The 24,391-nt window shown below is 50.0% G+C and carries 15 protein-coding genes; 6 read left to right on the top strand and 9 right to left on the bottom strand.

The features are described 5' to 3' along the window. Positions 1-22: 22 nt before the first annotated feature. Both JW953_24210 and JW953_24205 read left to right on the top strand, forming a co-directional pair. On the top strand, positions 23-844 hold the full coding sequence (locus JW953_24210) for a ParA family protein (GenBank protein MBN1995812.1): 822 nt from the start codon (positions 23-25) through the stop codon (positions 842-844). Next, the gene (locus tag JW953_24205) at positions 825-2,474 is read left to right on the top strand and encodes a ParB N-terminal domain-containing protein (GenBank protein ID MBN1995811.1); all 1,650 of its coding nucleotides are present in this window, start codon (positions 825-827) and stop codon (positions 2,472-2,474) included. The genes JW953_24210 and JW953_24205 overlap by 20 nt, the downstream gene beginning before the upstream one ends. 131 nt (positions 2,475-2,605) lie before the next feature. On the opposite strand, the gene JW953_24200 is transcribed toward JW953_24205, so the two are convergent. From JW953_24200 to JW953_24175, 6 genes are all read right to left on the bottom strand, one after another. After that, positions 2,606-3,166, bottom strand: a complete 561-nt coding sequence (locus tag JW953_24200) for a hypothetical protein (GenBank protein ID MBN1995810.1) — start codon at positions 3,164-3,166, stop codon at positions 2,606-2,608. Between the two features lie 19 nt (positions 3,167-3,185). Beyond that, entirely contained in the window at positions 3,186-3,995 is an 810-nt protein-coding gene (locus tag JW953_24195) for a PrsW family intramembrane metalloprotease (GenBank protein MBN1995809.1), read from the bottom strand. Positions 3,996-4,484: 489 nt separating this feature from the next. Beyond that, a complete protein-coding gene (locus JW953_24190) occupies positions 4,485-10,343 on the bottom strand; it encodes a hypothetical protein (protein MBN1995808.1) in 5,859 nt (1,952 codons plus the stop codon). Positions 10,344-10,681: 338 nt separating this feature from the next. Continuing rightward, a complete protein-coding gene (locus JW953_24185) occupies positions 10,682-11,689 on the bottom strand; it encodes a glycosyltransferase family 2 protein (protein ID MBN1995807.1) in 1,008 nt (335 codons plus the stop codon). Position 11,690: 1 nt separating this feature from the next. Then, positions 11,691-12,710, bottom strand: a complete 1,020-nt coding sequence (locus JW953_24180) for a glycosyltransferase (protein ID MBN1995806.1) — start codon at positions 12,708-12,710, stop codon at positions 11,691-11,693. A gap of 9 nt (positions 12,711-12,719) precedes the next feature. Beyond that, the gene (locus tag JW953_24175) at positions 12,720-13,652 is read right to left on the bottom strand and encodes a glycosyltransferase family 2 protein (protein ID MBN1995805.1); all 933 of its coding nucleotides are present in this window, start codon (positions 13,650-13,652) and stop codon (positions 12,720-12,722) included. A gap of 95 nt (positions 13,653-13,747) precedes the next feature. Between JW953_24175 and JW953_24170 the strand changes: the two genes are divergently transcribed. Beyond that, positions 13,748-14,818, top strand: coding sequence for a glycosyltransferase family 2 protein (locus tag JW953_24170; GenBank protein MBN1995804.1), 1,071 nt, complete (start codon positions 13,748-13,750; stop codon positions 14,816-14,818). 4 nt (positions 14,819-14,822) lie between these two features. Here the strand turns inward: JW953_24170 and JW953_24165 are convergent, their stop codons facing one another. After that, a complete protein-coding gene (locus tag JW953_24165) occupies positions 14,823-16,706 on the bottom strand; it encodes a BatD family protein (GenBank protein ID MBN1995803.1) in 1,884 nt (627 codons plus the stop codon). Positions 16,707-16,784: 78 nt separating this feature from the next. Then, positions 16,785-18,809, bottom strand: a complete 2,025-nt coding sequence (locus tag JW953_24160) for a discoidin domain-containing protein (protein MBN1995802.1) — start codon at positions 18,807-18,809, stop codon at positions 16,785-16,787. A 268-nt stretch (positions 18,810-19,077) separates the two neighbouring features. Between JW953_24160 and JW953_24155 the strand changes: the two genes are divergently transcribed. Both JW953_24155 and JW953_24150 read left to right on the top strand, forming a co-directional pair. Continuing rightward, positions 19,078-19,719 (top strand): hypothetical protein, encoded by a 642-nt coding sequence (locus tag JW953_24155; protein ID MBN1995801.1) that lies wholly within the window; start codon positions 19,078-19,080, stop codon positions 19,717-19,719. A 12-nt stretch (positions 19,720-19,731) separates the two neighbouring features. After that, a complete protein-coding gene (locus JW953_24150; GenBank protein MBN1995800.1) occupies positions 19,732-20,535 on the top strand; it encodes a nucleotidyl transferase AbiEii/AbiGii toxin family protein in 804 nt (267 codons plus the stop codon). A gap of 122 nt (positions 20,536-20,657) precedes the next feature. Here the strand turns inward: JW953_24150 and JW953_24145 are convergent, their stop codons facing one another. Beyond that, complete coding sequence (locus JW953_24145) at positions 20,658-21,701, bottom strand: SH3 domain-containing protein (protein MBN1995799.1); 1,044 nt, start codon at positions 21,699-21,701, stop codon at positions 20,658-20,660. 323 nt (positions 21,702-22,024) lie between these two features. Here JW953_24145 and JW953_24140 point away from each other — a divergent pair, with 323 nt between their 5' ends. After that, positions 22,025-24,310, top strand: coding sequence for a glycosyltransferase family 39 protein (locus tag JW953_24140; GenBank protein ID MBN1995798.1), 2,286 nt, complete (start codon positions 22,025-22,027; stop codon positions 24,308-24,310). The last annotated feature ends 81 nt before the right edge of the window (positions 24,311-24,391 follow it).

Raw genomic sequence — 24,391 nt, 5'->3', positions numbered from 1 at the left:
GATTTGAAGTTGAGGATTTACCATGAACGTTATTGCTTTGGCAAACTTGAAAGGTGGTTCAGCAAAAAGTACAACAACTTTTAACCTGGCCGGGGTTCTTATAGAGGCAGGATTTCGGGTGTTGTGTATTGATATTGACCCTCAGAAAACATTGGGAGAAGCTTTTTTTGGCGTATATGCTGGCGCAGAAACACTATCGTCTGTGTTGATTGACGATGGAATGTTGGGCGCTGCGGTTCAACCAACCAAGTATGAAAATTTAAAAATTATTCCCGCTGATGATGGCTTGAAGGGCATCAAGAGTGGACAGACGCAGATTGAAGGAGGCGAACTTCGGCTGCGTAGTTGTTTTACCCGGATCAGGGCCAGTGTTGACCGGATGAATAATGTGGACCAGGTAGATTGGGTGCTGATTGATTGCCCGCCCAGTTTAGACAGATTAACGATGAATGCTTTGGCTGCCAGCGATTATGTGTTGGTACCGGTTGACCCCGGGGCTGCCGGAAGGGGGGCGTTGGGCGACACAATGGAATATATTTACTCTGCGCAAAAGTGGTATAATCCAACCTTGAAAGTTTTAGGTTTGTTAATCAATAATACAGATCCGCGAACGGTTTATGACCAAACAACAGAAGAGGTGGTCCGAGAAATGTATGGAGACATGGTTTTTAATACCATCATTGCCGCTTCTGTACGAGTGCGAGAGTCAACAGAGTCTCAGGTTCCATTAGTTTTTTGTAGTGGTATTGAATTTGTGCGGTATGCAGAGATGTATCGTCTGCTGGGAACAGAGGTGCTTAAGCGAACCGGATTCAGGGGGAGGAATGGCCAAACGAAAAATTAGTATTCAGCGTACGTTAGGCGCAAAAGGGATGCCCGTCGAGCAGACAGGAGCGGGGAGTGTTATTGACAAATTGGCCGGGAGTATGTCTTCGGTTGAGATTGGTTTTCGTCCTACTGATCAGAGGGTTTATGACATTGATCTTGATCGCATTATGCCCGACCTTTCTCAGCCCCGTCATCTTTTGCCGCATGATTTACGGGTGGCTATCCACAGCAAAGATATTTTGCCTGAACAGGCTATGCAGGAATTGGTGTTGAGGGCTGAACGAGGGGATACAGTGGCTCTCTTGATTTTGGGGGGTCGTAACAAAGGGGCAGTGGAGGAAGATGACGAAGAAGTTGAGGATACAGGACTTTTAGCTTTAGCCCGTTCTATTCAAGAAGTTGGTTTGCGCCAACCCCTCAACGTGTATCGTATTGATGATCCTGATCAGCCTGATAGAACTACCTATCGGCTAGGCGAAGGGGAACGACGTTTTTGGGCGCATCATTTATTGGTCCAACAGGGATATGAAGAATTCAAGAGAGTCAAGTGTATTATCGAAACCATGCCTGCGGATGAGGAGGTTATCCATCAACGGCAAGAGGCGGAAAATGCAGCGCGCGTGGATTTGCCGGCTCTTGCGCGGGCGCGTTCTATTCAGCGGATTATGGAACGATTAAATGTTGAAATGGGAACCCGGGTTCCCGGAGAAAACACCATTAAATTGCCCAGTCAACGAGAGCTACAAGTAGCAGTGGGACAACGAGTAAAAAATCTCACCGGCCGGGCCATTAGCGACAGGATGGTCAGGAATTACTTGGCCCTTCTAAACCTGTCAGATATGGCTCAGGATTTATGTGAAGCCGCTCAACTGACCGAGAAGCAGTTGCGGCCTGTTATGAGATTAAAAACAGATGAAGAACAAGTGGCAATGATTCAACGTATTGTAGACGAGAAATTGAGTGGCAGAAAGGTGTTGCAGGAAATTGTTCCCGACTCAAGGCCCAAGTCGTTGTTGCGGGAGGTATCACAAACCACGGTTGAACAGCGTTTTGAAAAACGGGTTTTGGATGCGGCCAAAACCATTCATTCTCTTTTGTCTTTGCCGCCAGAGAACTACGAGGAAACTATTACGGCTATAGCGTTTAGGGCCAAGGATTCAAAAACAAAACAAGCATTGCAGGCGTTGCGTCAAGCCCTGGAAGAAGTCTTACTCAAAGCCGAGGGTTTGAGTAGTTCAAAAATTGCTGAAGTGAGCTTGCTTTCGGTCATTCCTCCCTTGGACGGCTTGAGACGCCATTTGCCTTCTGAAAAATTTGAGGTCTTTGAAACAGAGGTTTTTACCGGCGGTCAGATACTTGACCAGCTTTTGGCCTGGCGACAGAGTGACGTTGTACTATCGAGCCGGTTGGAACCATTTTTTAAACAGATTGAACTTGATGCTGAAGCTTTAAGGGCTGGCGAAGCGATGTCGTTGCCAATGCTCAAGGGCGAAAGAAATCCAAGTTATTCTGATTTGGCGGTATACGAAGTGGAATCCGGTGCCTCAATTTATTGGGCGCACGAATTATTGGTTAAACGGGGTGAAAGTCAATTTAAGATGATGAAGGCCGAAATTGTCAGCATGGTTGTTGTGAACGGTAATTGACTATGTAAATGGGAACCCGGGTTCCCATTTACATCATCGCGTCATTGATAAGTCGAGGCACTATTGCTTCGGCTTTTGTTTTATTTGAGGCTGGAATACAGAGGTTTGTTTTTGGCAAAGAAGTTTTTCAATTATCGAATGTAGCCACGTACGACAACTTTACCCTCATACCATTCTGCCTCAGTGAAACGGACTGGTAACTGCTTGGCGCGCCCCAGTTGGAACTGGATCTGTCTTTCGATGGTTTCCCGGATTGGCCCGGGTATCGGCAGACTCAATTCCAGAATATCAACAATGGGTAACCCTTTTTCATTTAGGTCAACACGGGCTTTACCGCCAACGGGAACCCTTAGCCCGGCAATGGTGGCATCCCCTTCACCGGCTACATAACCGGGCGTAATTTCTATATCAGGATGGGCGAACGGAATCTGAGGATAACGTTGCAAATACCACGTTATTGTTTGTTCGGCCTCTAATTCGGTGAGAGTCACTTCCCAGGTTTCCCCTGAATGGTCTCCAGAGCGAATATAATCTAGTAAAGTGACAATTTCCGGGTCTCTTATGGGTTCGACGATATAAGGCTTTGAAATGGACTGTAAAAGGTTAAACCAAGCTAAAAGGTTAGCGACAACTAAAACTGTGGCTATCCAGATGTTTGCGCCGTTAAGTAAAAAAGGTTCTAAGCGTCTCATATTTGTCTCGTCAAGATCACTATCTTATAAGAAGTTGCCAGCCAATGATCCCGACAGGTATAGTTGCTACTAGGCAGACTACGGCCCAGATCGCTACTGCCCTGTCGGAGAAAATAAAACTCACTTCGAGTTTTTCTGGCTTTATGAAAGCGGCGGATTGAAACTTTTTTTGACTGATGGCACGGCCTATCCATAATGTTGCTATCCCCAACCCAATGAGCAAGACCAAAATTGTTCCTGCTGCCAATAATCCCAACACATTGATCCCCCTCGGCAGTTCGTTGAAAAATTGCGCCCCGACGAGCATAATGAGTAAAAGGGAACTCAGGTTCCATAACAGGTGGATGCCTGTGGCCAAGCCAAAACGAGCAAACCAACGGGCCCCTGCATTTTTTTCACGCCGCAGAACGTCACGCCAACCTTGGGCTACCAATCCAGAACCAAGGGGATGAATGGCTGCTCCTATCCCTCTTATGAGCAAAATCCCGGCCCAAAAAGAAAACCCCAAGCCGGCATATACTATGTTCTCTAACATGGCGAATCCGGCGCCGGCCATCGCCCCCATCAGGAAAGCGCCTGAACTGGAGAGACGACCAATTACAGGCAGAGTCACTAGGGGCTTTGCTAATTCTTCAACCACCGGAGCGACAATCGTAATCTGGATAAAAATAAAAACAAACCCAGAAGTGGCAACGGCTCCAGTAATGTTCTTTCCCATCAGGGCCTGGGATAGAGTACCTATATTGTTGGCGATTGAATTGGCCAAATCAAAGACCAGGGTCAAAAGAGTAGCCGCGAACAGGGTTTCCAGCATAACGGCGAGGGCCATACTAACCGTCATGCCTCCGGCCAGGGCCACTATCCCTCGCCGCCAGGTTAGCTCTCCCGAACCCCGACCGGCAAACCAACTCATTGCCAATACTGGCGGCAGCGCCCCGGTAAGTAACAGAGTAGGTGGAAAGAACAGCCCGGCGGCAATACCATTTTCCACAATAAATAGACCTGTTGGGATACATATCAGAAAGATTCCCAGTAGCGTCCATACCGGGGGCAAGTGTAACGGTTTTGATACTCTTCTTTGCAGAGAACGCAGACCATGCCAAAATGTGGCCCCTCCGGCCCCAACCGTGATGACCATTACCGTGAAGCTGACCAATCCTACGGTAATGGCTTCACTATCGTCTGATAAAATCAAAAGCAAAGCAAGGCAAAAGAAACCAAAGAGCGCCGGTAAACCCGACAGGGCCAGCAATAAACCACCAATGGCCAAAACCTGTTTCAACCAGATTGGCATTTCTGTATTTGTTAAATTCATTGTTTACTCCCAAGTTTCCAGAATCTCTTGCCAGGCTTTTATATCTTCCAGTTTTCGTTCAATGAAAATTGCCATGATAACCAGCATTAGCCCAATTGCGCCAAAAACGATCCACTGGTTAATGGACCGCAAGGAGTTGATCAGTTGACCAACAGTAGCCAATACGACGCCGGCAATGCCGCCGTAGAGAAAACGACGCAAACGCCGGGCGCTACCCCACCAGACGGCTAACAAACCTTCCAGCCCTAAAGCCAAGGCATACCACCAACCAAATAATAATATTTGCCAAAAAAGCGAACCCATCATCAACAACATTGCCAGGTAGTCAAGCCACCGGCCAAGAACCCTATTTCCATTCTGCCATTCCAGGTAGCCGATACCTAGTAGATATAAACCGGCTGGCACGGCATACCATTGCACATTATCCCATTGTTGGATATAAAACACCCGCAATATCCAACCAATCAATAACATAGCGGTGGCCGCATAGCCCAGTCGTTGTTTATGGTGGATAAAAGCGGTGGCCAGGTAAAGTAACCCTAACAGGGCAAATACGCCCACAACCATTTGTACCGTGGCTATAGCCACCATATTCCGAAAGGATAAATCAAACATTACTCTGACAGTCCACCCTATGATTTTCAGGCCAAGTGCAATTGTCAAGATTAAGATGATCAAAGAGAATACCAGGCTAAACCGTTGTAATGATGATTCCCAGACTGTTACCCATGGCCGTAATTCTCGATTTTCTGTCAAATTACTGCGCAAAAGCGTCAAGCCATATCCCACCAGGCCGTATCCTAAAGCTAACCATGCGGCGGCTATCAAAAAACTTTCAATTGATTTATCCAAGATCAACAACCATTGTCCCAGGCTCACTACTCCCAGAACTAAACTAACGTACACTACGCCTCTTGATAACCAGAAAGAGGCCAACGTCGCCAATATGAATATATGCGTCAAACTGATCATCAGAGCTGCCCAACTTGCCTCTAAACCAAACAGCTGTCCAACCAAGATGTCAAGGAGTAATATTATGTAAAGTGGACGCGACCATCCTTGAAGTAGATATTGAGATGATAGGGGCGTTTTTTCTTGTCTATATCGCTCAATAAACAAGGCAACTAACGCCGTAACCAAGGTGATCGGCAAAAACCTGAGCCAAGTTTCGGCCAGAGTATGCGGCCAGTTCCACCAACCTAATTCGTCTAGCCAGTACACCGCAGCTAAGTGACCGGCCAGGGCCAGGGCAAATAGCCAACCTCGTAAGCGGAAGCGGTAGATGGCCCAGCCGAGTATTGGCATCAACAAAACAAAGTTCAATGCCCGTAGTCCGCTAACACTTGTAAAAATAGGGCTGACGATGGCCAGGCCAAAACCAAGTGTAGAAACGGGTAATCCCCACCAACCTAACATCCGGTTACCTAATGCTGCCGGCCAACGGCTTGCTTGACTCCATGGGAAATCTTGCCAACTGCCGAAATGCCTATCCAACCACCACCCTAACGTTAAAGCAATAACAGCACCAGGGAGTAAGGCCAACCCGTAGTAGTTGGACGATATCCCCAACTCTTTTATGCCGATAGCATAAGGCACAACGGCCAAGGCGCAAGCCGGAGTTAATAACAAGGCTTGGTGGAGCCAAAAGGCGCTTATCCCAAAAAGTAGTGCCGCACTGCCGTATCCCCATAACGCCCCTGTTTGATCCTGGCTGGAAGGCGGCAAACTCAAAGCAATGAGCGTAAAACCGGTGGTTAAGGGGGCTAGGCCGTATTCGGAAAGTTTGCCCCCACGTAACGCCCAGGCCAACATCAGGTAAATCGAGGCCAGGCCGATTAACCACCAGCCGTATCGGTTGCCGGGAACCCCGGCTCCGGCTAAAGCTGACAACAGAGACAAAGGCAAAATAACGGCGGCCAGATATACCCAAACCGGTTTTTTGAACAAATAAGCGGAGACCAACATCAATAGTGCATCGTATAACAGGGCCAGCGTCCGCAGCGATGAGATGTGACCGACCATTAAGGTCCCCACTATCATTGCCCCGTAACTAATCAAATATGGCGGCAAACCATACAGGGTGGCCAGGTCTGGTTTAGGGGCCGCCCGGTTAAGCCACTGCCCGGCAGCCAGGCCCAATAGCCCAAATACAAGCAGCATCAAGCCAAAATATTGATGTTGGGCTGCCGGCCAAAGCCAGGCTAACAGGTAAACACACCAAACAGGCATCAACCCCAAAGCGGGATACAAAAATATTGTGTGCCATCCAGAATACCTGGCCTCAATCTCTTTTAGACGGTGATGTTCCAATATCGCCATTAGGCCGTAAAACCCAACAGCCAGCCCAAACGTAAAACGACTCGTATCCGCATCGGCCAAACCCCACAACAGCGCAAAGGGCATAAGTACATGCGCTACCGATTTGAGAGGTCGAGTGTAAGCAACCGGAACCAACCGGCTTAAAACCAGGCCGGTTAAGTAGAGAAACCAGGCCAAACCTACCCAACTCAGAGCAAACCCAAACCCGGTTGGCCGGTAAACCGTAAACCAGCCCAAGTTGGTCAAAATTGTCCACGGAGCAAAAATCAGTATCGCCGCCAGCCATACAAAGCGGGCTTGCCGGAACAGTCGAGCCGATAACGCGTACAAACCCGTCAACAAGAGCAATCCAATAACGGCCCAGGTTTGTTGAGTGTATCCTCTTCCCAATAACCACAAGTTACGAACTATCGCTAACCCAATGGCGATGGCCGAGATAGCCCAACCGGCAACCAACAGGGGACGCCGGTACAAACGCCACGTTAATCGGATAAATGCTTGTTGACGATTCCTTATCCCTGGGCGTTGTCGAAGCCAATACAAGCCTCGTTCAACCAGCACAAAGGCGATGGCGAGCAAGGCTGCTTTGGCCGCAGCAGAACCGCGGCCGGTGCTATAGGTGATGGCGATAAAAGCGCCAGCCGCGGCGATCAACCAGGCCGCCACATGCCCCCATCGCTCTTTGTAAGTGCTCCAGGCATACAATCCGTAGATAAGGCCCAACAAAAACTGCGCCGCTGCTCCCCACAAACGCATTTCATCCGTCCAGGGAAGGTCAAAAAACAGCCGGTCCAAAGGACGAACATAGATTCGCCAGAGTAAAAAAAGGCTTAAAAGGTGACTGGTAATATAGAGAGGGGCCAAATATTGATGAGTAAATATGGCCGACCTTTTCTGTTCCCTCCTCAAGCTTACCAGAAAGTAGACGGCAATAAGCAGGGCCAGGGCAAAGGAAAGCGCGTCAAAAGAAACTTGCAGCCGGCTCAATAGCAGCAGGTAGCCCCCAGCCGTTACCAATCCGGCCGGAACCAACTCGCCCCGTTGTCTTCTGATGACGGCGTCGGTGAAATAGAGAAGACCGGCCGCAAGCAACGTAACGGCTAGCGTTAGACCATTGGGAACGATAATAAAAGCGACCACAGGCGCAGCCACGCTGACCGCCATCCCAACAAGCCACCAGGGGATACGGTATATTCTATCAACCCGTCCAAGCCAATAACTTGACATAACCATAACCCAGGCTAAAGTTGTTAGAGCTAACGGCAGGCTAAAATCTATGGGCCGGCGATTGGCAAATAGTACCCATAGCCAGACGGGCAGGGAGAGAACCGTAAACCAGTGAAAAACCGTTTTACCTGCAGAGGTTTTAGCCGCAAAACCGGGTTGTCTGGTGTGGGCCAGGCGCGATGCCCACATAGATAATCCTAGCCAATTACCCAAGGCATAGGCCAACAAGTGACCGTCGTAAGGGAAAAGAGGCGGGAGTATGGCCAGAGCCGAAATTGTGTAGCCGGAAACCACCAGGGGCAGAGCGTAATTGGGCAAAGGAGTTGGAAACCGGCTGCCCAAACTAAGGGCTACCAAGATATGCGCAATCGCCAACGACGCCCAACCAACGCTTAATTGCGCCCAGGATAGTTCCAATTCAGTCATAACAAAGGTAATCGCCAACAAAGAGAATACTGACGCCAGGTAAAGGTACGTGGGGCGCTGCCAAAGCAAGCTGGTTAAAACAGCAGCGCCGGTTAAAACGGCATAAGTACTGGCCGCGGCGGTGCCATTGGAAACCTCAACCATTACCGGCCACAGAGCCGCCACAACCAGTAAAACTACACCTCCCCAATTGGCTACGCGCCCATGACTATGAACGACGGGATCATCCTCGTCGGCCAGCAGTCTATAACCCGCAATAAAATAAAGTGGAACTAAAAGCGCCAGGCCAAAAGCATGCCAGGCAGGGCTGATCCCGGCCAGGTTAAAAACGGCCGCCTGGGTTAAAAAAGTGGACCCCGGCAGAGCAATCGCGGCCAGCACGCCCAAGCTGCGGCTACGGTAGTAGAAAGCTCCCCAACCAAAAATAAAGCAGCCGCACCACCAGCTAACGGTCAGAGCGTAGTGCAGCGGATCATACGTATCTCGGCCCAGGAAACGCCAGCCAAAGGCAAGGGGCATGATGACGCTAACAGTTAGCAACGACAGGTAGCGGAAAGAATCGGTGAGAAAACGCAGCTTTTCCTTGCCATACCGGTTCAATACCGCCGCCCCGGTGGTCAGGCCGAGAGCCACTATAGACAAACCCGCAATACGCCAATCTGTTGATAAACCAAAGGCCTGGTGGCCCATTTGGATCAGAGCCAAGGCAACACTACCGGCAGCCACGCCGATCAGATAACCAAAAAACCGGCTCCGAATGATAAAGGCGGCAACACTGTAGGCGATCAAACAAAATACAGATGTAACAAACCAAAAGAAAGGCCATAAGTCAGGTGGAATATGAAAGTTGACGTAAACAGTGTAAAAATCTATTGGAATGAGCAGAGCGGCGATGGCGCTGAGGGCTATCCCGGAGCGATAAAGGGAGGTTTTGGCCCGCACATACCAACCCAGTCCAAAAAAAATAATGGTAAAAATTGTTGGGATGGCGACCCGCATCGGGGCGGAGAAATCCTTCCACCCCCAGATCACAAAAGAAATTGCCGCCGCAAACAGCAAAAATATGCCCAAAAAGAGCAGGGCCTGCAAGGTCCGTTCGGAAAGCAGGGTTTGCCACAGCCGTTCGCTCAGGGGAACGGCGGGTCGGGTGGGACTAGGCTGCTGAGGCGGCGAGACAGCCGGTAGAGATGATGCCGATGGGCCTGGCGATGCAGGGCCGGAAACACTTTCCGCTTGTTGAGTTGCGTCAACTTCAGCGCTACTTGTTGCCTCAACCTGCTCTGCCGCAACTTCGCCGGGTGAGCGGAGACCAAGTTTAGTCTCAAGTTCATCTTTTTCTGCCAGCAGGGGTGCCCGTACTTTGGCTTCAGCTTCAGTATTGATGAAGCATTGATTCTGGCTTAAATAATTGACTGCTTCCAGAAGAAACTGGGTCACATCCAAACGGTCGGCGTTGGTTTGGGGATAAGTTGGCCGGGGATGACCGGCCAATTGTTCTAGTAGTTCTTCTCTTTGCTGGCTGGCCTGGCGAACCATTTTCTGGGTTGCCCCGGATTTAAAGAAGTTGGCTGCCGACCATTCTGCCATTTTTTGCAGCAAAGCTTCCCGCTGGAATAGCTCAGGCCAAGCCTCTTGGGCTTCCTCTTCAGTGAAGGGAGGCAGACGCAACCCCAGTTTTACTTCTAAGTTGCGCTGCCGGGCCAGATACTCCCGCTGAATGATTTCCTGGTCCTGAAACCTGATGCCAAGCGTTCGCCAACGATTGCTCTCACCCAGCATCCATTTGACGTGCGCCAACTCCTCAACAAAGCCCTCGTCTCCTGCAAATTGGCAATTGGGGCAAGGTTTAGAAGGTGTATAAGTTGGATCGTCGCATTTTGGACAACGCATATCAGCTCACCCCTTTACAAACAAACTTGAGTATGGTTTTATCTTCTCAACATATTAAGGCCATCCGGGTGGTTACTCTGAAGAGCCACGCAATGTCATGATCCTCCCCCCGGCATGTCGAGAAGATAAGGATGGTTCCTAACCAGTATACCAGCAGATGCAAAAAACGTCACCTATCAAAAGTTGGGTTTAAACGTACGCCTTCCGGCAAAATATAGAGGTTGGAAAGCCTGATCTTAATTGCCTAAACACCGTCAGTTACTACACCTAACCACTCCCAGGTTTCTTTTTTAAGTGAATCTTTTTAAGTGGCAACTCACTGAAATGCTCTTGTTTAGTTATCGGCGTTTCCCTAACTTGATTTTGATGATTTCTCTCAAGGGAGGGTCGCCCAAATCACCGGAAAGCATGGCGTCGAGAACGTGATTGGGGATTTTTTTCTTTTTTTGAATGGTATACCTTTGGCGCAGGAGGCGAGGTAGGGTGATAAAAAAGAAACCCATTCCGGCTAAAGAGGAGAAGGGTTTTTTGTAAACCAGAAAATAATAGAATTGGCCGTATAGTAACGTATGGATGTGTTTAAGCAGTAACTGCCAGGGAATATTTTTTATTAGTAGAGCTAACCGGTTTCGAGTGGACAGGTAAACGTACCTGGCGCGGGGAATTCTAGCTCCACTCCATTGATGGAGTATCTTGGCTTGGGGGACATACAGATACCGATACCCAAACAATCTTCCTCGCAACCCCAGGTCTACATCTTCTAGGTAACTGATAAAACCCTCGTCAAAATACCCAACGTCTTCTAAAAAAACACGACGGAATAGACTGGCCCCGCCGGAAATAGAAAAGACCTCTTCTATTCGGGTATAATGCTTGGCCGGTTCACCTTGCCCGCGTTTTCGGGCCGACCCGTACCAGCTTAACGTATTGCCGGCGTCGTCAATTAGGTCAGGATTATCCAGAGAGAGCATTTTTGAGGCCACGGCGCCTACGTCAGCAGGGCTTTGTTCCATGATCCGCACCAAACTCCCCAGCCAGTCCGAATGCGGGATAGTGTCAACGTTTAACAGCGCTACATACTCTGTGCCCGCTTGCCGGATGCCTGTATTCACTGCCGGCGCAAACCCTCGATTTTCGCCAAAAGCCAGAATTTCAACTTCAGGGTAATGCTCCTGCACAAAGTTCACCGAATTATCGGTGGAGCCGTTGTCTACCAAAACCGTTTGAAAATTTTGATAAATTTGTTCTCTCAAGCCGTTCAGGCATCCTGCCAGCCAGCGTTGCGTATTCCAATTGGGAATGATAACGGTCACGTTGGGCTTGTTTGTTGACTTTTTTGGCCCCATCTTAACTCGTTTCTCCCAGCACGCTCTCATAGACTTTCTGAAAAGAGGCAATTACCGTTTGCCGTGAGAAGTCATTTGGCCCAACCTGCCGGGCTGACTTTTGCAGGTCATCGTACTCATGGATCAAACTTTTGACAGCCGTAATGATATTGGCCGGCGTAACCGCTTCAACTATTTTGCCGCAATTGGCCCGTTCTACGTAGTCTGACATTGGAATTGAACGACTGACAATAACCGGTTTTCCGGCAACCAGCGACTCCATCAACGAATGAGGGAAAGAGCGGATAATTGCCGGATCGGTAACCAGCGTGATGCCGGCGTGGACTCCGGCCAGCACCTGGTTCACGTCTACTTTCTTATTTATCACCTCTACCTGCTTTTCCAGTTTCATCCGGCGTATCCGGCGTTCCATTTCTTCAAGCAGAACCCCGCGCCATAAACACACCAGGCGCAGGTTGGGCATTTTTTGAGCAGCCAGTAACAAGGCGTCAAAACCCTTTGTCTGAAACTGCCGGCGTGTCCAGGGGGCCGAACCAACCATCAATTTTATCTCCGGCTGTAACGGCAAAGGAGAATGGGTGAAAGAAGCGGTCTCAATGCCGGGCCGGACCAGATGACAATTTTTTAGCCCCCAGGTTTTGAGCCGGTTCAGGCTGCGTTCATCCGATACGGTCACTGCCGCCAAAGCGTTGAAAAAAGCAATATTGGGCCGTTTGTGGCCCACGCCGCTGCTGATTGAATATATGACTGGTTGTTGCAGCCAACGCAGAAGGGGAAAGGCAAATGGGTCGGCATTGTAGAGGTGATGCACCTGGAAGTTTACTTCGTTGGCCCGGATATGTTTTAGGTGGTGAAAACCAAACAGCAGCCGGGGTAGATAAATGGGGGAATGTAGATTGGGATTCAAATAAACCAATGCTCCCCCAAAATGCTCTTTTAACCAAGCAAGTTCTTGCAGGCTGGCTTCTGTGCCGGGCAGTTTGGGCGGCAGGTTAGTGAGGTGATACAGAATCTTCATCATCCCCACCTTCTAAGCCTGGGAACCCAAGTTCCCAACTTTATCCGGGTTAACGCCGCAGGCAGACAACACATATTCATTACGCCCGCCAAATTGTCCCTGCAAACCATCCTCTAGCCCCAGCCGAACCGCGCGGGCACTAGCGGTTTGGCCCCTCAGCCGTAACTTCAAAGCTAAAATGAGGCTGTAAAATGTCCAGAATCCATAGAACAGAATTTTGGAGTAGTGATAAAACTTTCGGATAAAAAGAAAACGATTGCGGATGATATAGTAAACGTAGAGGGTATCCCGCAAGGGTGACTGGCCTATTGCATGAAAGGCTCGGGCGTGGGTATCCACTGCACTCAAATAGCCGTATTGCCTGGCGCGGTAACATAGATCCGGCATTTCGCCGTTAAAAAAATAAGCTTCGTCTAAAAGACCAACTGTATGGAAAGCCTCACTCCGACCCAGCAAAACTGTGCCCGGAACGTAGTCTACAATTTGAACCGGCTTATCCCCGGTTACTTTAGGAATGTGAGACTTAAGATGACGCACCATGTTTTGCCCGCCTGCCGTTAACAGCCTATCCCGCTGTTCAGCGTCAAAGAGTAAGGGGCCAATAAATCCAATTTGAGGGTTGTCTTGTAAGGTTTTAAGTAATTGAATTACATCTTTCTCTGCCACAGAGGCATCATTGTTCAGCAATAAAACAGGAGCCTGGCTGTTGGCCAGGGCTTTGGTCAGTCCCCGGTTGTTGCCCCCGGCATAGCCCAAATTGGTGGGATTGCGAATAAGACGAATTTGAGGACACGCGCGAGCAATGGTCTCGGCGCTGCCGTCGTTAGAGGCATTGTCCACTACCCAAATGGTTGGTTGTAGATGCTTCCAAGAAATCAGGCGCTGGATACAACAAATGGTATCAGTGGCCGCGCGCCAATTCAGGATAATGATAGATAAGTCCATTTTAAACATATCCTGGCCAGGTTTGACTGGGGCGACATTCTAACATAGTATAAAGGCGCGGTCAAAATGATCTGAATTAACGTCAGGATAATGAAATGCAACCAGAAATACCGGCCAGCGAGTCAACCGAAAAAAATCCAATTTACCAGGTGGCCCTGGTTATTACCAATTGGAATGGACGGCATTACCTGGAAGCCTGTCTGGGTTCGATTTTTACTCAGGAAATCCGGGATTTTGTGGTGTTTGTGGTAGACAATGCTTCAACCGATGATTCGGTTGAGTGGGTCCAAACTCACTATCCCCAGGTCCGGCTCATTCAAAACGAGGCGAACCTGGGACTTTGTGTTTCTAACAACCGGGGGATTCTGGCAACCAAAGCCGAATTTGTGGCAATTTTGAATAATGATACGGAATTCGAGCCGGACTGGTTAGCCCGGTTAGTGCAAGCGATCCGGGCTGATCCGCAGATTGGCATGTGCGCCTGCAAGATGTTGCTCACCGACCGGCGGGATATGATCGAGTCCGCCGGCATTGTGGTTGACAAGGCCGGCATTGCCTGGGGCCTGGAAAGCGGCCGGCCCGACCGGCTGGCGGAACCGATTACGCCTGTTTTTGGCGCCTGTGGCGGGGCAGCCCTATACCGGCGTTCAATGCTCCTTGAAATTGGCCTTTTTGATGAGGATTTTTTTGTGTATTTAGAAGATGCTGACGTGGCCTGGCGGGGTCAATGGGCGGGCTGGAAATGTGTCTATGTGCCCCAGGCCATTGCCTATCACGCCCATTCGGCCACCATAAAAGAAGGCTCTCCTTTTAAAACTCGTTTGTTGGGCCGGAACAAAATTTGGCTGATTTGCAAAAATTATCCTCTTCCGCACCTTATTTGGTACAGCCCTTTAATTTTGCTCTATGAGTTGATGTCCATTGGTTATAATGTGGCAAGCGGACGGGGTTTTTATGCGCTCAAAGGGCGGCTGGAAGCCATGCGCCAATTGCCCCGCATGCTCATCAAACGACGCCGGATTGTGCGAAGAATATCGGCCCGGGAGATGATGTCAAAGTTGCATCCTCTGGGCAATCCTTTTGCTCTTTTACGCAGTCATCTGGATATGTTTCGGGCCGCTAAAAGTGGTCAATACAATGTTGAGGCCGGTTCCCAAGAAAAGTAAGGGTTTAACCCTTTGATGAAGTCTTTCCAAAAACTTCATCTAAACTAAACAACAATTCATCCGTTTCGGCCATCAACGACCACCCGGCGTCCTCGGTGATTGGGCCGTAACGCCCCACTTCGCTCTCCGCAAGACAATGTTGGATTCGTTCAACGAGCCTTTCGTCAAGGCCGCCTTCCCGCAGGTAACGCGCCAATTTGGTCCGGGTCAGTCCGATCACCGGAGTTTTTAGCGCCGTTTCCAGATACGTATTGAGAGCCTGGTTAACAGCCTTATAATTGTCGTCATCTTTTTTCATGGCTGCGGCCAGCAGGGGATGTATTGTTTGGCTCGGTTGTTGCAGGGGCGGGTCAACCTCCGTTCTGTCCATAGACGTCCACCGCCGTTGTTGCCACAACCACAGGCCGCCGGCTCCGGCCACCGCCGCGATAGGGATCATGCTGCAAACCCCTACCAATAGAACAAAAATAGCGGGCAATATTAAGCTTCGTCTGATATCCAGTAAACCCAAAGAAATTGGATTTACCTGATCGTCAACGATCGCCAGGGATTGATCAGGGTTAACCGTCATTCCCACTGGAGTAGCTGTAGGCAAAGCGGCAATGGTCGTTGGCGTAACCGGCGTGGGCGTGGGTTCAGCAGTAACCTTAACCGGAAGAGGTTCGGTGACAATGGTACGATAGTCGGCGGCAATAGGGTCAAAATAAACCAGAGTGATTGACGGTATCAAAGTATCGCCTATTTCATCAGGTACAACCAACCGTTCAAAAACATGAGTGCCTCTTATCAAACCTTCTCCCTGGGTATCGGCTGTCAGGCTGGAGAACGTGTCGTAAACTCGCCAGTTGTTTAGCTCCGGCCAGGTGGGTTCGGGCAGAGAATGAATGTTTCCCGCGCCACTAACCGACACGTAAAGCGAGGCCGGTTGATGAATAGGGATGGTTGGCGAATTGAACCAGGCTTGAATTTCAAATTGGCCAACCGCCCCGTTAAAGCCAAGTGGGGCATCATCTGGCAGAGATTTGACTTCCACTGCGATGGGATCAGTATAAAATTCAACCGGCGCTTCGTGGAAATTACCCAGCAGCACCAATCGTGCAGGCCGAATGATGGTTTTGCCCGAATTTTTCGGAAAGAGCGCCGTCCGAATTTCGGTGACCAAATAGGTTCGCCCGGCAATATTGAAATTGTACTGGCGCACGGGCAGGCCCATTGTTTCAAAGCCGGTGAAACGCGGCCCTTCATATTGCGGCTCCTGATAAAGCTGAATCGCCTGGTAAAATCGAAAGGTATGGATAATTTGTTGACTAACATAAGGCCTTGGCAGATCTACCAGCGATTCCACAAAAAAATCCTGCCCTTCCAGATTCTGCGGAGGGATGATGTTATCCGGCTGGGCTTCGTTACCGAGGGACGGGGCCGGTGCGGCGCCCTGAGTGACATTGATTGAAATGGGCGGCGTTTTGAACACCTGCTCATCAATTTTGACCGCCACCGGAGGAATAGTCAGCAGGCCGGTGCGACGGGGTTGCAGCCGATAAACATAGGTGACTTCCGTATGGATTTGGTTATTGACGATGCTCACCTCGGTAGAAATATCCAGGTCTATCACGGTCAACCCCTCCAAGCGCGGCAAAAGGGGGCGTGGCTGCTGGGCCGAGTCGTCAACCACCACTACTGTCAAAATAACCAGTTCATCTGTTAGCAGATTGGTTTTATTGACGCCGGCAGTGATGGGTGACTCCTGGCCGTGGGCGTTTTGCGGCGGCAGGAGTAGAAAAATTGAAGTAACAACCAGCCCAAGCATGAGGCGCATAAAGAAAAAATTGGCTGTAGCAGGGGTGATAGAACGCAATATGGATTGAGCATTTGAGAGGGGATGGTGCAAGGCAACCTCCCGGCCAGGGTTTGCTTCAGAGCGGTACAGGGGTATTGTAGCTGAGGCCGAGTTTTTTTCAAACTCAGCCTATTCTACGCCAATTCGATGAATGGACCACCACCAGTAATCATCGCTGCCGGTTTGTTCAATACGGATGAAGCGGGCCGACCGGGCCGGGAAGGATAGATTCAGGGAGCCGGTGTTGTGGGCGTTGCGGGCAAGTTCAACCCAATTGCGCTGGTCTTCGGATACGGAAACAACATAACCGCGGGGATAGTCTTGGGGAGAATTGCTGCTGTCCACTACTAAATGGGTCAAGGTGCGTTTTGTATTAAAATCTATCTCAAACCACTGGCCCGGCCGTTGGGGCGTGCGGGTACTCCAACGCGTTTGGGCGTTGCCGTCCAGGGCTTGTAAAACATTATCTACCCCACTCGCAACATTGTTATGACTGGCCCGGCCGGTCACCCGGATTTCTTTTGAAATTTTGATTTGATGGATAGACCACCACCAGCGATCAGAACTACCGGTCTGCTCGATGCGGATGAAGCGAGTTGTGCGTGGCGTAAACACAACATTTACCGGTTTATCATTATTTGGATTCTCGGCAATCGTTTCCCAATTTTGTCCATTGGGTGATATTTTTACAATATAACCACGGGGATAATCCATAGGTGAATTGGCATTGTCGAGTTGGATTTGGGCAATCGTTTGGGGTTGTCCCAGGTCCAGTTGAAACCACATTCCCGGCTGCTGTGGATGAACCGTACTCCAGCGAGTGTAAGGGTTATTATCAAGCGCCTGGTTAAGATTTTCGTAGCCCTGCTGCACATTGTTATGGCTGGCCGCAGCCTTTACCGGACCGATAGGCGGCGGCGGCTCAACAGGTTTCGGCAAAACCGCAACCGGTATATCCAGAGTGGGCACCCCTTGCCAGGCAAACCAGGTAATAAATTCCTCAACCATGTCCCACTTAAGTAAGTAATCGCCGGGCACTTGCGGAGATTCAAGGATAATGTTGATTATGGCACTGTGTTCCGGTTCCACGTCAAAAGGAAGCCGGGCGCGATTTTGGGTCCAGAGGCTCACCGGCAGTTGATTGCCCGTTGTGGTGTACCAATGGTAACTCAACCGCACCATATTGGTCCCTGCTTCAGGCCATATTTTCCGGCTGGTATTGCGAACAGCCATCTGTACCGCCACCTGGCTTCCCACGGTCATCTTGTCCGGCGTATTATGGCTAACGTAATCAACGGCGTAGAGGGGACGATCATCTGGCGCGGGCCTGAGGGGGCGGGGTATCTGACCAACCTGCCAGGAAACGGGGTAAGGCTGGCCCGTATTAGGGTCCCACCATTGAATAGCATGAAACTGGGCATCTGGCGAGGAGATAATAAAGGAAGAGGCCGAAGCAACATAATCATATTTAGCCACTTCTTGATAATATTTAACATAATTTTCGGCGCGGTGCCACGGGTGGATTTGGGGGCCGCCGTTAAATTCGGTGATGTGGATAGTTTTGTCGGGAAAACGTTGGTGGTATTGCGTGAAGCGCAGGCCAAAACCGGGGTGGATCACGCCATGCTCATCGAACCAATAACAATGAACTCCCAACCAATCGGCTGCCTCAATGGCCGGGCGGCAGGCTTCCAGCCAGTCAAAATCAAGGTAAGGATCGTCGGGGAGCATAGTTGGCGAGAGGGCCGGAAACCCAAACTTGGCCCAGGGATGTCGGGCTTTAAGCAGAGAGAGAGTTTCCAGAAACCAGTTATTGAATTCTTTGGCATGATCTGGCGTCGGTCCCCACCCTTCTTGGGGATGGTTGGGTTCGTTGAGCACTTCAAAAATGTTTGTGTAGAGACGGAACGACTCGATGGAATTAGCATGCTTTTTGACAAACTCGTCCGGTAGGCCGGGTTTTTGTCCCTGCTCGTAAAGCCTTATGATGAATTGGATGGAAGGCCGTTCAGAGCGGAGACGATGGAGCACGTTCAACTTGGTATACTCCATCAATTTCACCATTTCTATTTTTGCTTCCCGGATTACCTGGTAATCATTTTCGGTAAATTGACCATTCCAAAAATCGTTGCGTCCATTGATGCCAACCAGCATAAGCCCTCTCTTAATATAACAGACATGATTATGTAATGTTATTTTATAACATCTTTAAAATTGAGACAAGGCGGCCTAAAAAATTTGGGTGTGACTAAAATGAGTAGAAAAGCGCCGCAGGCCGGGGGGCTTGGGGGGCAGTTCCCCCAATTTCCTTCTCCTCCAACTCACTTTGGTCACACCCAAAAAATTTTAACGATTCCTGCTCAAGATTCACAACAAATCGCTTTTTGTTGCAATAATATGCCATCTGTGGTATTTTACCAGTATGGAATTTGAAAGGCTGTTGCAAATAGTTGGCAATGAACCTGTTTTTGAAACCGGCTTGTTGCTGGCTGGTGAGGTGAATCCAACGCATATTCGCCGGCAGTTATCGCGTTGGACCAAGGCCGGGCGCATCTACCAGTTGCGACGGGGTTTATACGCCCTGGCTCCCCCCTTTCAAAAAATCAAACCCCATCCATACCTTGTCGCCAATCGAATGGTGCGGGGGTCTTATGTTAGTTTACAAACGGCCCTGGCGCATTACAACCTTATCCCCGAATACGTGCCGGTAGTAATCAGTGTAACCACAAGGCGGCCCATGCGTTGGGACACGCCCCTGGGGAGTTTCGAGTTTCGACATATAAAAACTGATTTGTTATATAGTTACCGGGCATTAGAAGTAGGTGAAGGTCAACAAGCTTTTGTCGCAACCCCAGAAAAAGCTATCCTGGATTTGGTCTATTTCCAGCCAGGCGGCGACTCACGGCATTACCTGCGCGAGTTGCGTCTCCAACACCTGGACCAGTTAAACCTGGAAGAATTGCGGCGTCAGGCCCGGTTGGCCAACAGCGCCAAATTGCGCCGGGCAGCAACAACCCTGGCCGATTTGGCCCGGACCGAGATGCAGGAGTATGAAACGCTTTAACCGTTGTTTGCGATGAAAGATTACCTGATTGACCGTTTGCGCGCTCTCCCCAGCCCCGTTCACGGGCGTAACGTGACCCGCGAATATTTGCAGGCCCGTATTCTTGGCTGCCTCCAGAGAATCGGGGCGATGGTTCCCCTGGCCTTTCACGGAGGTACTGCCTTACGTTTTCTGTATGCTACCCCGCGTTATTCGGAAGATCTCGATTTTACGCTTGAACACGCTGGAGCGTCATATAACTTTCGGGCTTACTTGCAAGCTATTCGAGCCGAACTGTCGGCAGAAAGTTATCCGGTGGATCTAAAAGTTAACGATCAGAAGGTTGTGCATAGCGCCTTTGTTCGCTTTAAGGGGTTGTTGTACGAGTTGGGCCTTTCGCCTCACCGGGATGAAGTGCTTTCTATCAAACTTGAGGTGGACACCAATCCCCCGGCCGGGGCTATTTTAGCCACCAGCGTCATTCGTCGCCATGTTACCCTGCAATTGCAGCATCACGATCCGGCTTCGTTGCTGGCCGGTAAATTGCACGCTGTCCTCCAGCGCTCTTACACCAAAGGGCGCGATATTTACGATCTGTTGTGGTACCTCAGCGATCCCACCTGGCCTGACCCTAACCTGATTTTGCTCAACCACGCTTTGCAACAGACAGGCTGGACCGGGAACAAACTTACCCCCAAAAACTGGCGACAGGTAGTACGGCAGCAAGTGCAAACTCTGCCCTGGGACTATATTGTCGCCGATGTCCGCTCCTTTTTAGAAGCCGAAAGCGATATTCGTCTATTAACGCGAGAAAATGTGCTCCGGTTGCTTGAATAATCATCTTTTGTGGTAATGTGGGGCAATATCCGGTAAAGAATTCGTTTTTATTGTTCTATACCCTGATTTGCCGCAAAATGGGCCATATTTTAAGGTTGTATTCCCTAAATTGCCAATTCTCTTTAGTCAAACTTATGAAACGTCACTCGCCAGGAGTAGTGGCCCCGACAAATGCCGTTATGTTGTTGGTCCAATCTACACTGCTCCACATTACCGCCGCAATAGCCGTTGGCGGCCAGCACTTCGGCGGGAATTAATTCGTCGTGGGCCGTAAAATTAAAACTCTCTTCGCTGGTGTAGGGCGTGCCGTCCATATTGCGTTTGACAATGAGAGTCATGCTGTTCATCCACAGCGTAATCTCCGTTTGGCCCGGACCATGGCTACCGGAACCAACCTCAACATTGTTATAAGTGTCCCCAACCACTACTCCATCCATCGGTTTGCCCGGGGGCAGCCCTTCCAGCACGGTAATATAAATGCTATGATTGCCCACGCAGCCGCCATTCTCCCAAATAGGCACCATCGCCTGATAGGTGACGCAAAAATCTTTGCCGCAGCGCAATTGCTCCGCCAGTTCTTCAGCGGTCAAAGATTCGTCATTTTCATCGCCGCCTTCGTTTTGGGCCTCGGTATTTGAGTTGGGGGTTGGAACCGGCGGGAGAGGTGCTTCCACTAGGGGAATGGCTTCCCTGTTCCCGGCAAATGCCACCAGCTCACCGTATATCCAACCTGCTGTATCTGTTCCCGTCTCCAGACCGATCTGCCACCAACTGGTATCGTCATTGCGTCCCGTCACCGCAACACTTTGGCCTGGCTCGCACTGGCCAACCACCGGGTAGTCGGTGCCAGGCCCGCTGCGCACATTGACGGCTGTTTTTAAGGATTCGTTTACCGTCACTACCGGGAGGGGAGTTGAAGTAACGCTAGGTGTGGCGGTGATGGTTGGCACACGGGTGTTGGTTGCGGTTGGTTCCGGCGACGGCGTAGGCGTAAAAGTTGGCCCCGGCGTTGGGGTAGCCGGTTCCGGGCTTGGCCGTTGCGTAGGGGCAGCGGTGGCCGTTTCCGTTGTTGGTGACAGCGAGACTCCTGCCGATGTTTCCGCGTCGCAGGCTGTCAGATTTAGTATGATTAAGCCAAAGAGAATTAACTTTTGAGATAGGGCCATTTGGTTTCTCTCCTGTTGCTCGATGTCCAACTCTACCCATTTGAAAATTATATGCGCCTTGCCCAAAGCGTCAAAGTGACCAAGTTGTGCTATAATGCGTTACCATGAACTACTTTGAGTCTGGCAGAACAAAAGTAAGCCATGGCCGACGAAGGCCGATCACCACTTATTTTATTTACAAGTATGGTCTTGTTCTCATTTTTATTGTTTTCACGTTTCTGGTTTTATTGAATGATTTTACCGTACCCTTTTTTGAGAAACCGGATGAACTGAAACATTTTGCCGTGATTCAATTTATCCAGTCTCAGGGGACCTTGCCGATTGTGAGAGAAGGTGTTTATCGGCCCTGGGACCAGGAAGGAACTCAGCCTCCCTTATACCACATTTTGGCCGCTGTTGGAGTTTCCTGGCTAGATTTGAGCGCTTTTCAGGAACCGCCCCGCAATCCTCATTATGTTGATGAGCGCTCTTTTGTTTGGTTTGAGCAAGGCAATAACAATCTTTATTTACACAACGCAGGCGAAGCATGGAGCCTGTCGCCTATTTTTGTGGCCGCCCGTCTGGCCCGTTGGCTATCGCTGCTGGCCGGACTGGGAACAATAGGCCTTACCTATTTTTTGGCCCGGATTATTTTTGAAAATGGCGCAAATACACTTTCTCCCGGGCAAATTGGTGAATCGGAAAATCAGCAATTAACCAGGCGGGATTGGCGACCTTTACTGGCTGCCGCTTCAATAGCCTTTATCCCTCAATTTCTGCACGTTAGTTCCGCCATTACTAACGACAGCTTGAGTGTCACCCTGGCTGCTGCTGCCTTGACGCTTATGGCCTTGATCTTGACCAACGGCGGTTCAACGCGGTATGCCGGCTATCTGGGGCTGGTGTTGGGCCTGGGGGCCATCAGCAAGTTAAGCTTGCTGTATCTGCTGCCCTTGGCCGGCTTGGTTTTGTTGGGCGACCTGTTCCGCCATCGTTCCTGGCGGCGATTTTGGGGGCAAGGTTTGATAATTGGCGGATTGGTATTGCTTTTAGCGGGTTGGTGGTACTGGCGCAACTGGCAGCTTTATGAAGACGTAACCGCCCTTAAGCCGCATTTGTTATATCGGGGTGGGGCGCTTGACCCTCGTCCTCCCCTGGCTCAAATCTGGCAAACCGAAATGGCCGGTTTAGAGATATCTTTTTGGGCTGCCTTTGGGGCGGGACAAATTTTGCTTGAGCCGTGGCTTTACCGGATTCTAGGATGGATCAAGTATCTTGTTTTGGGCGGGGTAGTGATTGGGTTTTGTCTGGCTGTTAAGGGCCAAATGGCAAATGTTAAGTATCAGATGCCAGGTGTCTCTCGGCTTGTGGGTCACGCCAAACCAGGCCCATCTGGAGGCGGCGTATCGGCCAACCGTTATGGTCTCGTTTCCGGTAAGCAATTAATGATTCTGGCTCTCCTAATGCTGTGGTGTTTAATTATTTTTCTGGCCCTGTTACGTTGGATGCAGATTACGCCGGCTTCGTGGGGACGTTTACTCTATCCGGCTTTGCCGGCGGTGGGAGTGTTGGCCATCTGGGGCTTAACCCAGTACGGCCTGCTGGTTTTGTTATGGGGTACGCAAAACCGTAGCCATTGGATGGCCATTGGAAATACTTTGTTTTTTCTTTTGCCGTTTGGCTTGATTGTGGGGTTGTTCGCTCTGTCCGTTGTTAGTCCTTTCCGTTACATCCGGGCGACTTACGCTAAAACGCCATTGATTTCCGAAGTTGAAGTACCTCCAGAGATAGATCGTCTTGACTTGATTTACGACAATGCGATCCGTTTGATCGGCTACAATGTCGAAAAAACATCAGTTCATCCCGGCGAGTGGCTGCCGGTCACGCTTTATTGGCAGGCCATTCATCCCCTCGACAAAAACTACAGCGTTTTTGTGCATGTGTTGGGGCGCGATAACAAGGTTGTCGGTCAGGTCAATACCTATCCTGACCACGGCAACTGGCCGACCTCGCTTTTGATCCCAAACCAGGTTCTTAGAGATACGTACTATGTGCCAGTATCGGCAGAAGCCGAAGCCCCGGCGGTTCTTCGATTGGCGTTGGGTATTTTTGAGTTTGAAGATTCCCGGCGAGCCGCTAAGTTGGCCGTTAATTCCGGCGGGGAAGTGGTTGAACCCATTGTGGGGGCCATTCCCTTGCTGCCTCGTCAATGGCCTCAACTTACGCCGTCTCGACTAAAGGAAGTCAATTTTGCCGGACAAATCAAGTTAGTGGGCTATGATTGGTCTGCCAACGCAGCGCTCAAACCGGACGATGTCGCATCGCTTACGCTTTATTGGGAAACCTTGAGCTGGCCCGGCCAAAACTTGAATCTTTTCATTCACTTGGTTGACGCCTTCGGTGCGCAAGTGGCCGGATTCGATGGCCCTCCCCCTTTCCCCACGGTGTTTTGGCAGCCCGGCTATACCATTATCGACTCTCGCCCGTTAGCCTTGCCCGCTGATTTGCCTGCCGGTGATTATAAATTGATCATCGGTTGGTATAACCTGGACAATTTTTCTCGCCTACCTCTTGAAAACGGAGGGGATGCGTTTACCTTGTTAACAGTTTCCGTGGAAAACGGGAAATGAAATCATAAGCATTGGTGAAGCGTCGTTTGCTCGTCAGATTTGGGTCTAAAATATTTTCATTGACTATGTTATAGTGCCAGA

The sequence above is a fragment of the Anaerolineae bacterium genome (assembly GCA_016931895.1).
Taxonomy (GTDB): domain Bacteria; phylum Chloroflexota; class Anaerolineae; order 4572-78; family J111; genus JAFGNV01.
Note: the sequence above shows the minus strand (reverse complement) of the source record. Positions and strands in the feature narration are given on the sequence as shown.

Coding starts and splice junctions, on each gene's coding strand:
- JW953_24210 (MBN1995812.1), top strand. CDS start 23: ATGAACGTTATTGCTTTGGCAAACTTGAAAGGTGGTTCAGCAAAAAGT.
- JW953_24205 (MBN1995811.1), top strand. CDS start 825: ATGGCCAAACGAAAAATTAGTATTCAGCGTACGTTAGGCGCAAAAGGG.
- JW953_24200 (MBN1995810.1), bottom strand. CDS start 3,166: ATGAGACGCTTAGAACCTTTTTTACTTAACGGCGCAAACATCTGGATA.
- JW953_24195 (MBN1995809.1), bottom strand. CDS start 3,995: ATGGCCCTCGCCGTTATGCTGGAAACCCTGTTCGCGGCTACTCTTTTG.
- JW953_24190 (MBN1995808.1), bottom strand. CDS start 10,343: ATGCGTTGTCCAAAATGCGACGATCCAACTTATACACCTTCTAAACCT.
- JW953_24185 (MBN1995807.1), bottom strand. CDS start 11,689: ATGGGGCCAAAAAAGTCAACAAACAAGCCCAACGTGACCGTTATCATT.
- JW953_24180 (MBN1995806.1), bottom strand. CDS start 12,710: ATGATGAAGATTCTGTATCACCTCACTAACCTGCCGCCCAAACTGCCC.
- JW953_24175 (MBN1995805.1), bottom strand. CDS start 13,652: ATGGACTTATCTATCATTATCCTGAATTGGCGCGCGGCCACTGATACC.
- JW953_24170 (MBN1995804.1), top strand. CDS start 13,748: ATGCAACCAGAAATACCGGCCAGCGAGTCAACCGAAAAAAATCCAATT.
- JW953_24160 (MBN1995802.1), bottom strand. CDS start 18,809: ATGCTGGTTGGCATCAATGGACGCAACGATTTTTGGAATGGTCAATTT.
- JW953_24155 (MBN1995801.1), top strand. CDS start 19,078: ATGGAATTTGAAAGGCTGTTGCAAATAGTTGGCAATGAACCTGTTTTT.
- JW953_24150 (MBN1995800.1), top strand. CDS start 19,732: ATGAAAGATTACCTGATTGACCGTTTGCGCGCTCTCCCCAGCCCCGTT.
- JW953_24145 (MBN1995799.1), bottom strand. CDS start 21,701: ATGGCCCTATCTCAAAAGTTAATTCTCTTTGGCTTAATCATACTAAAT.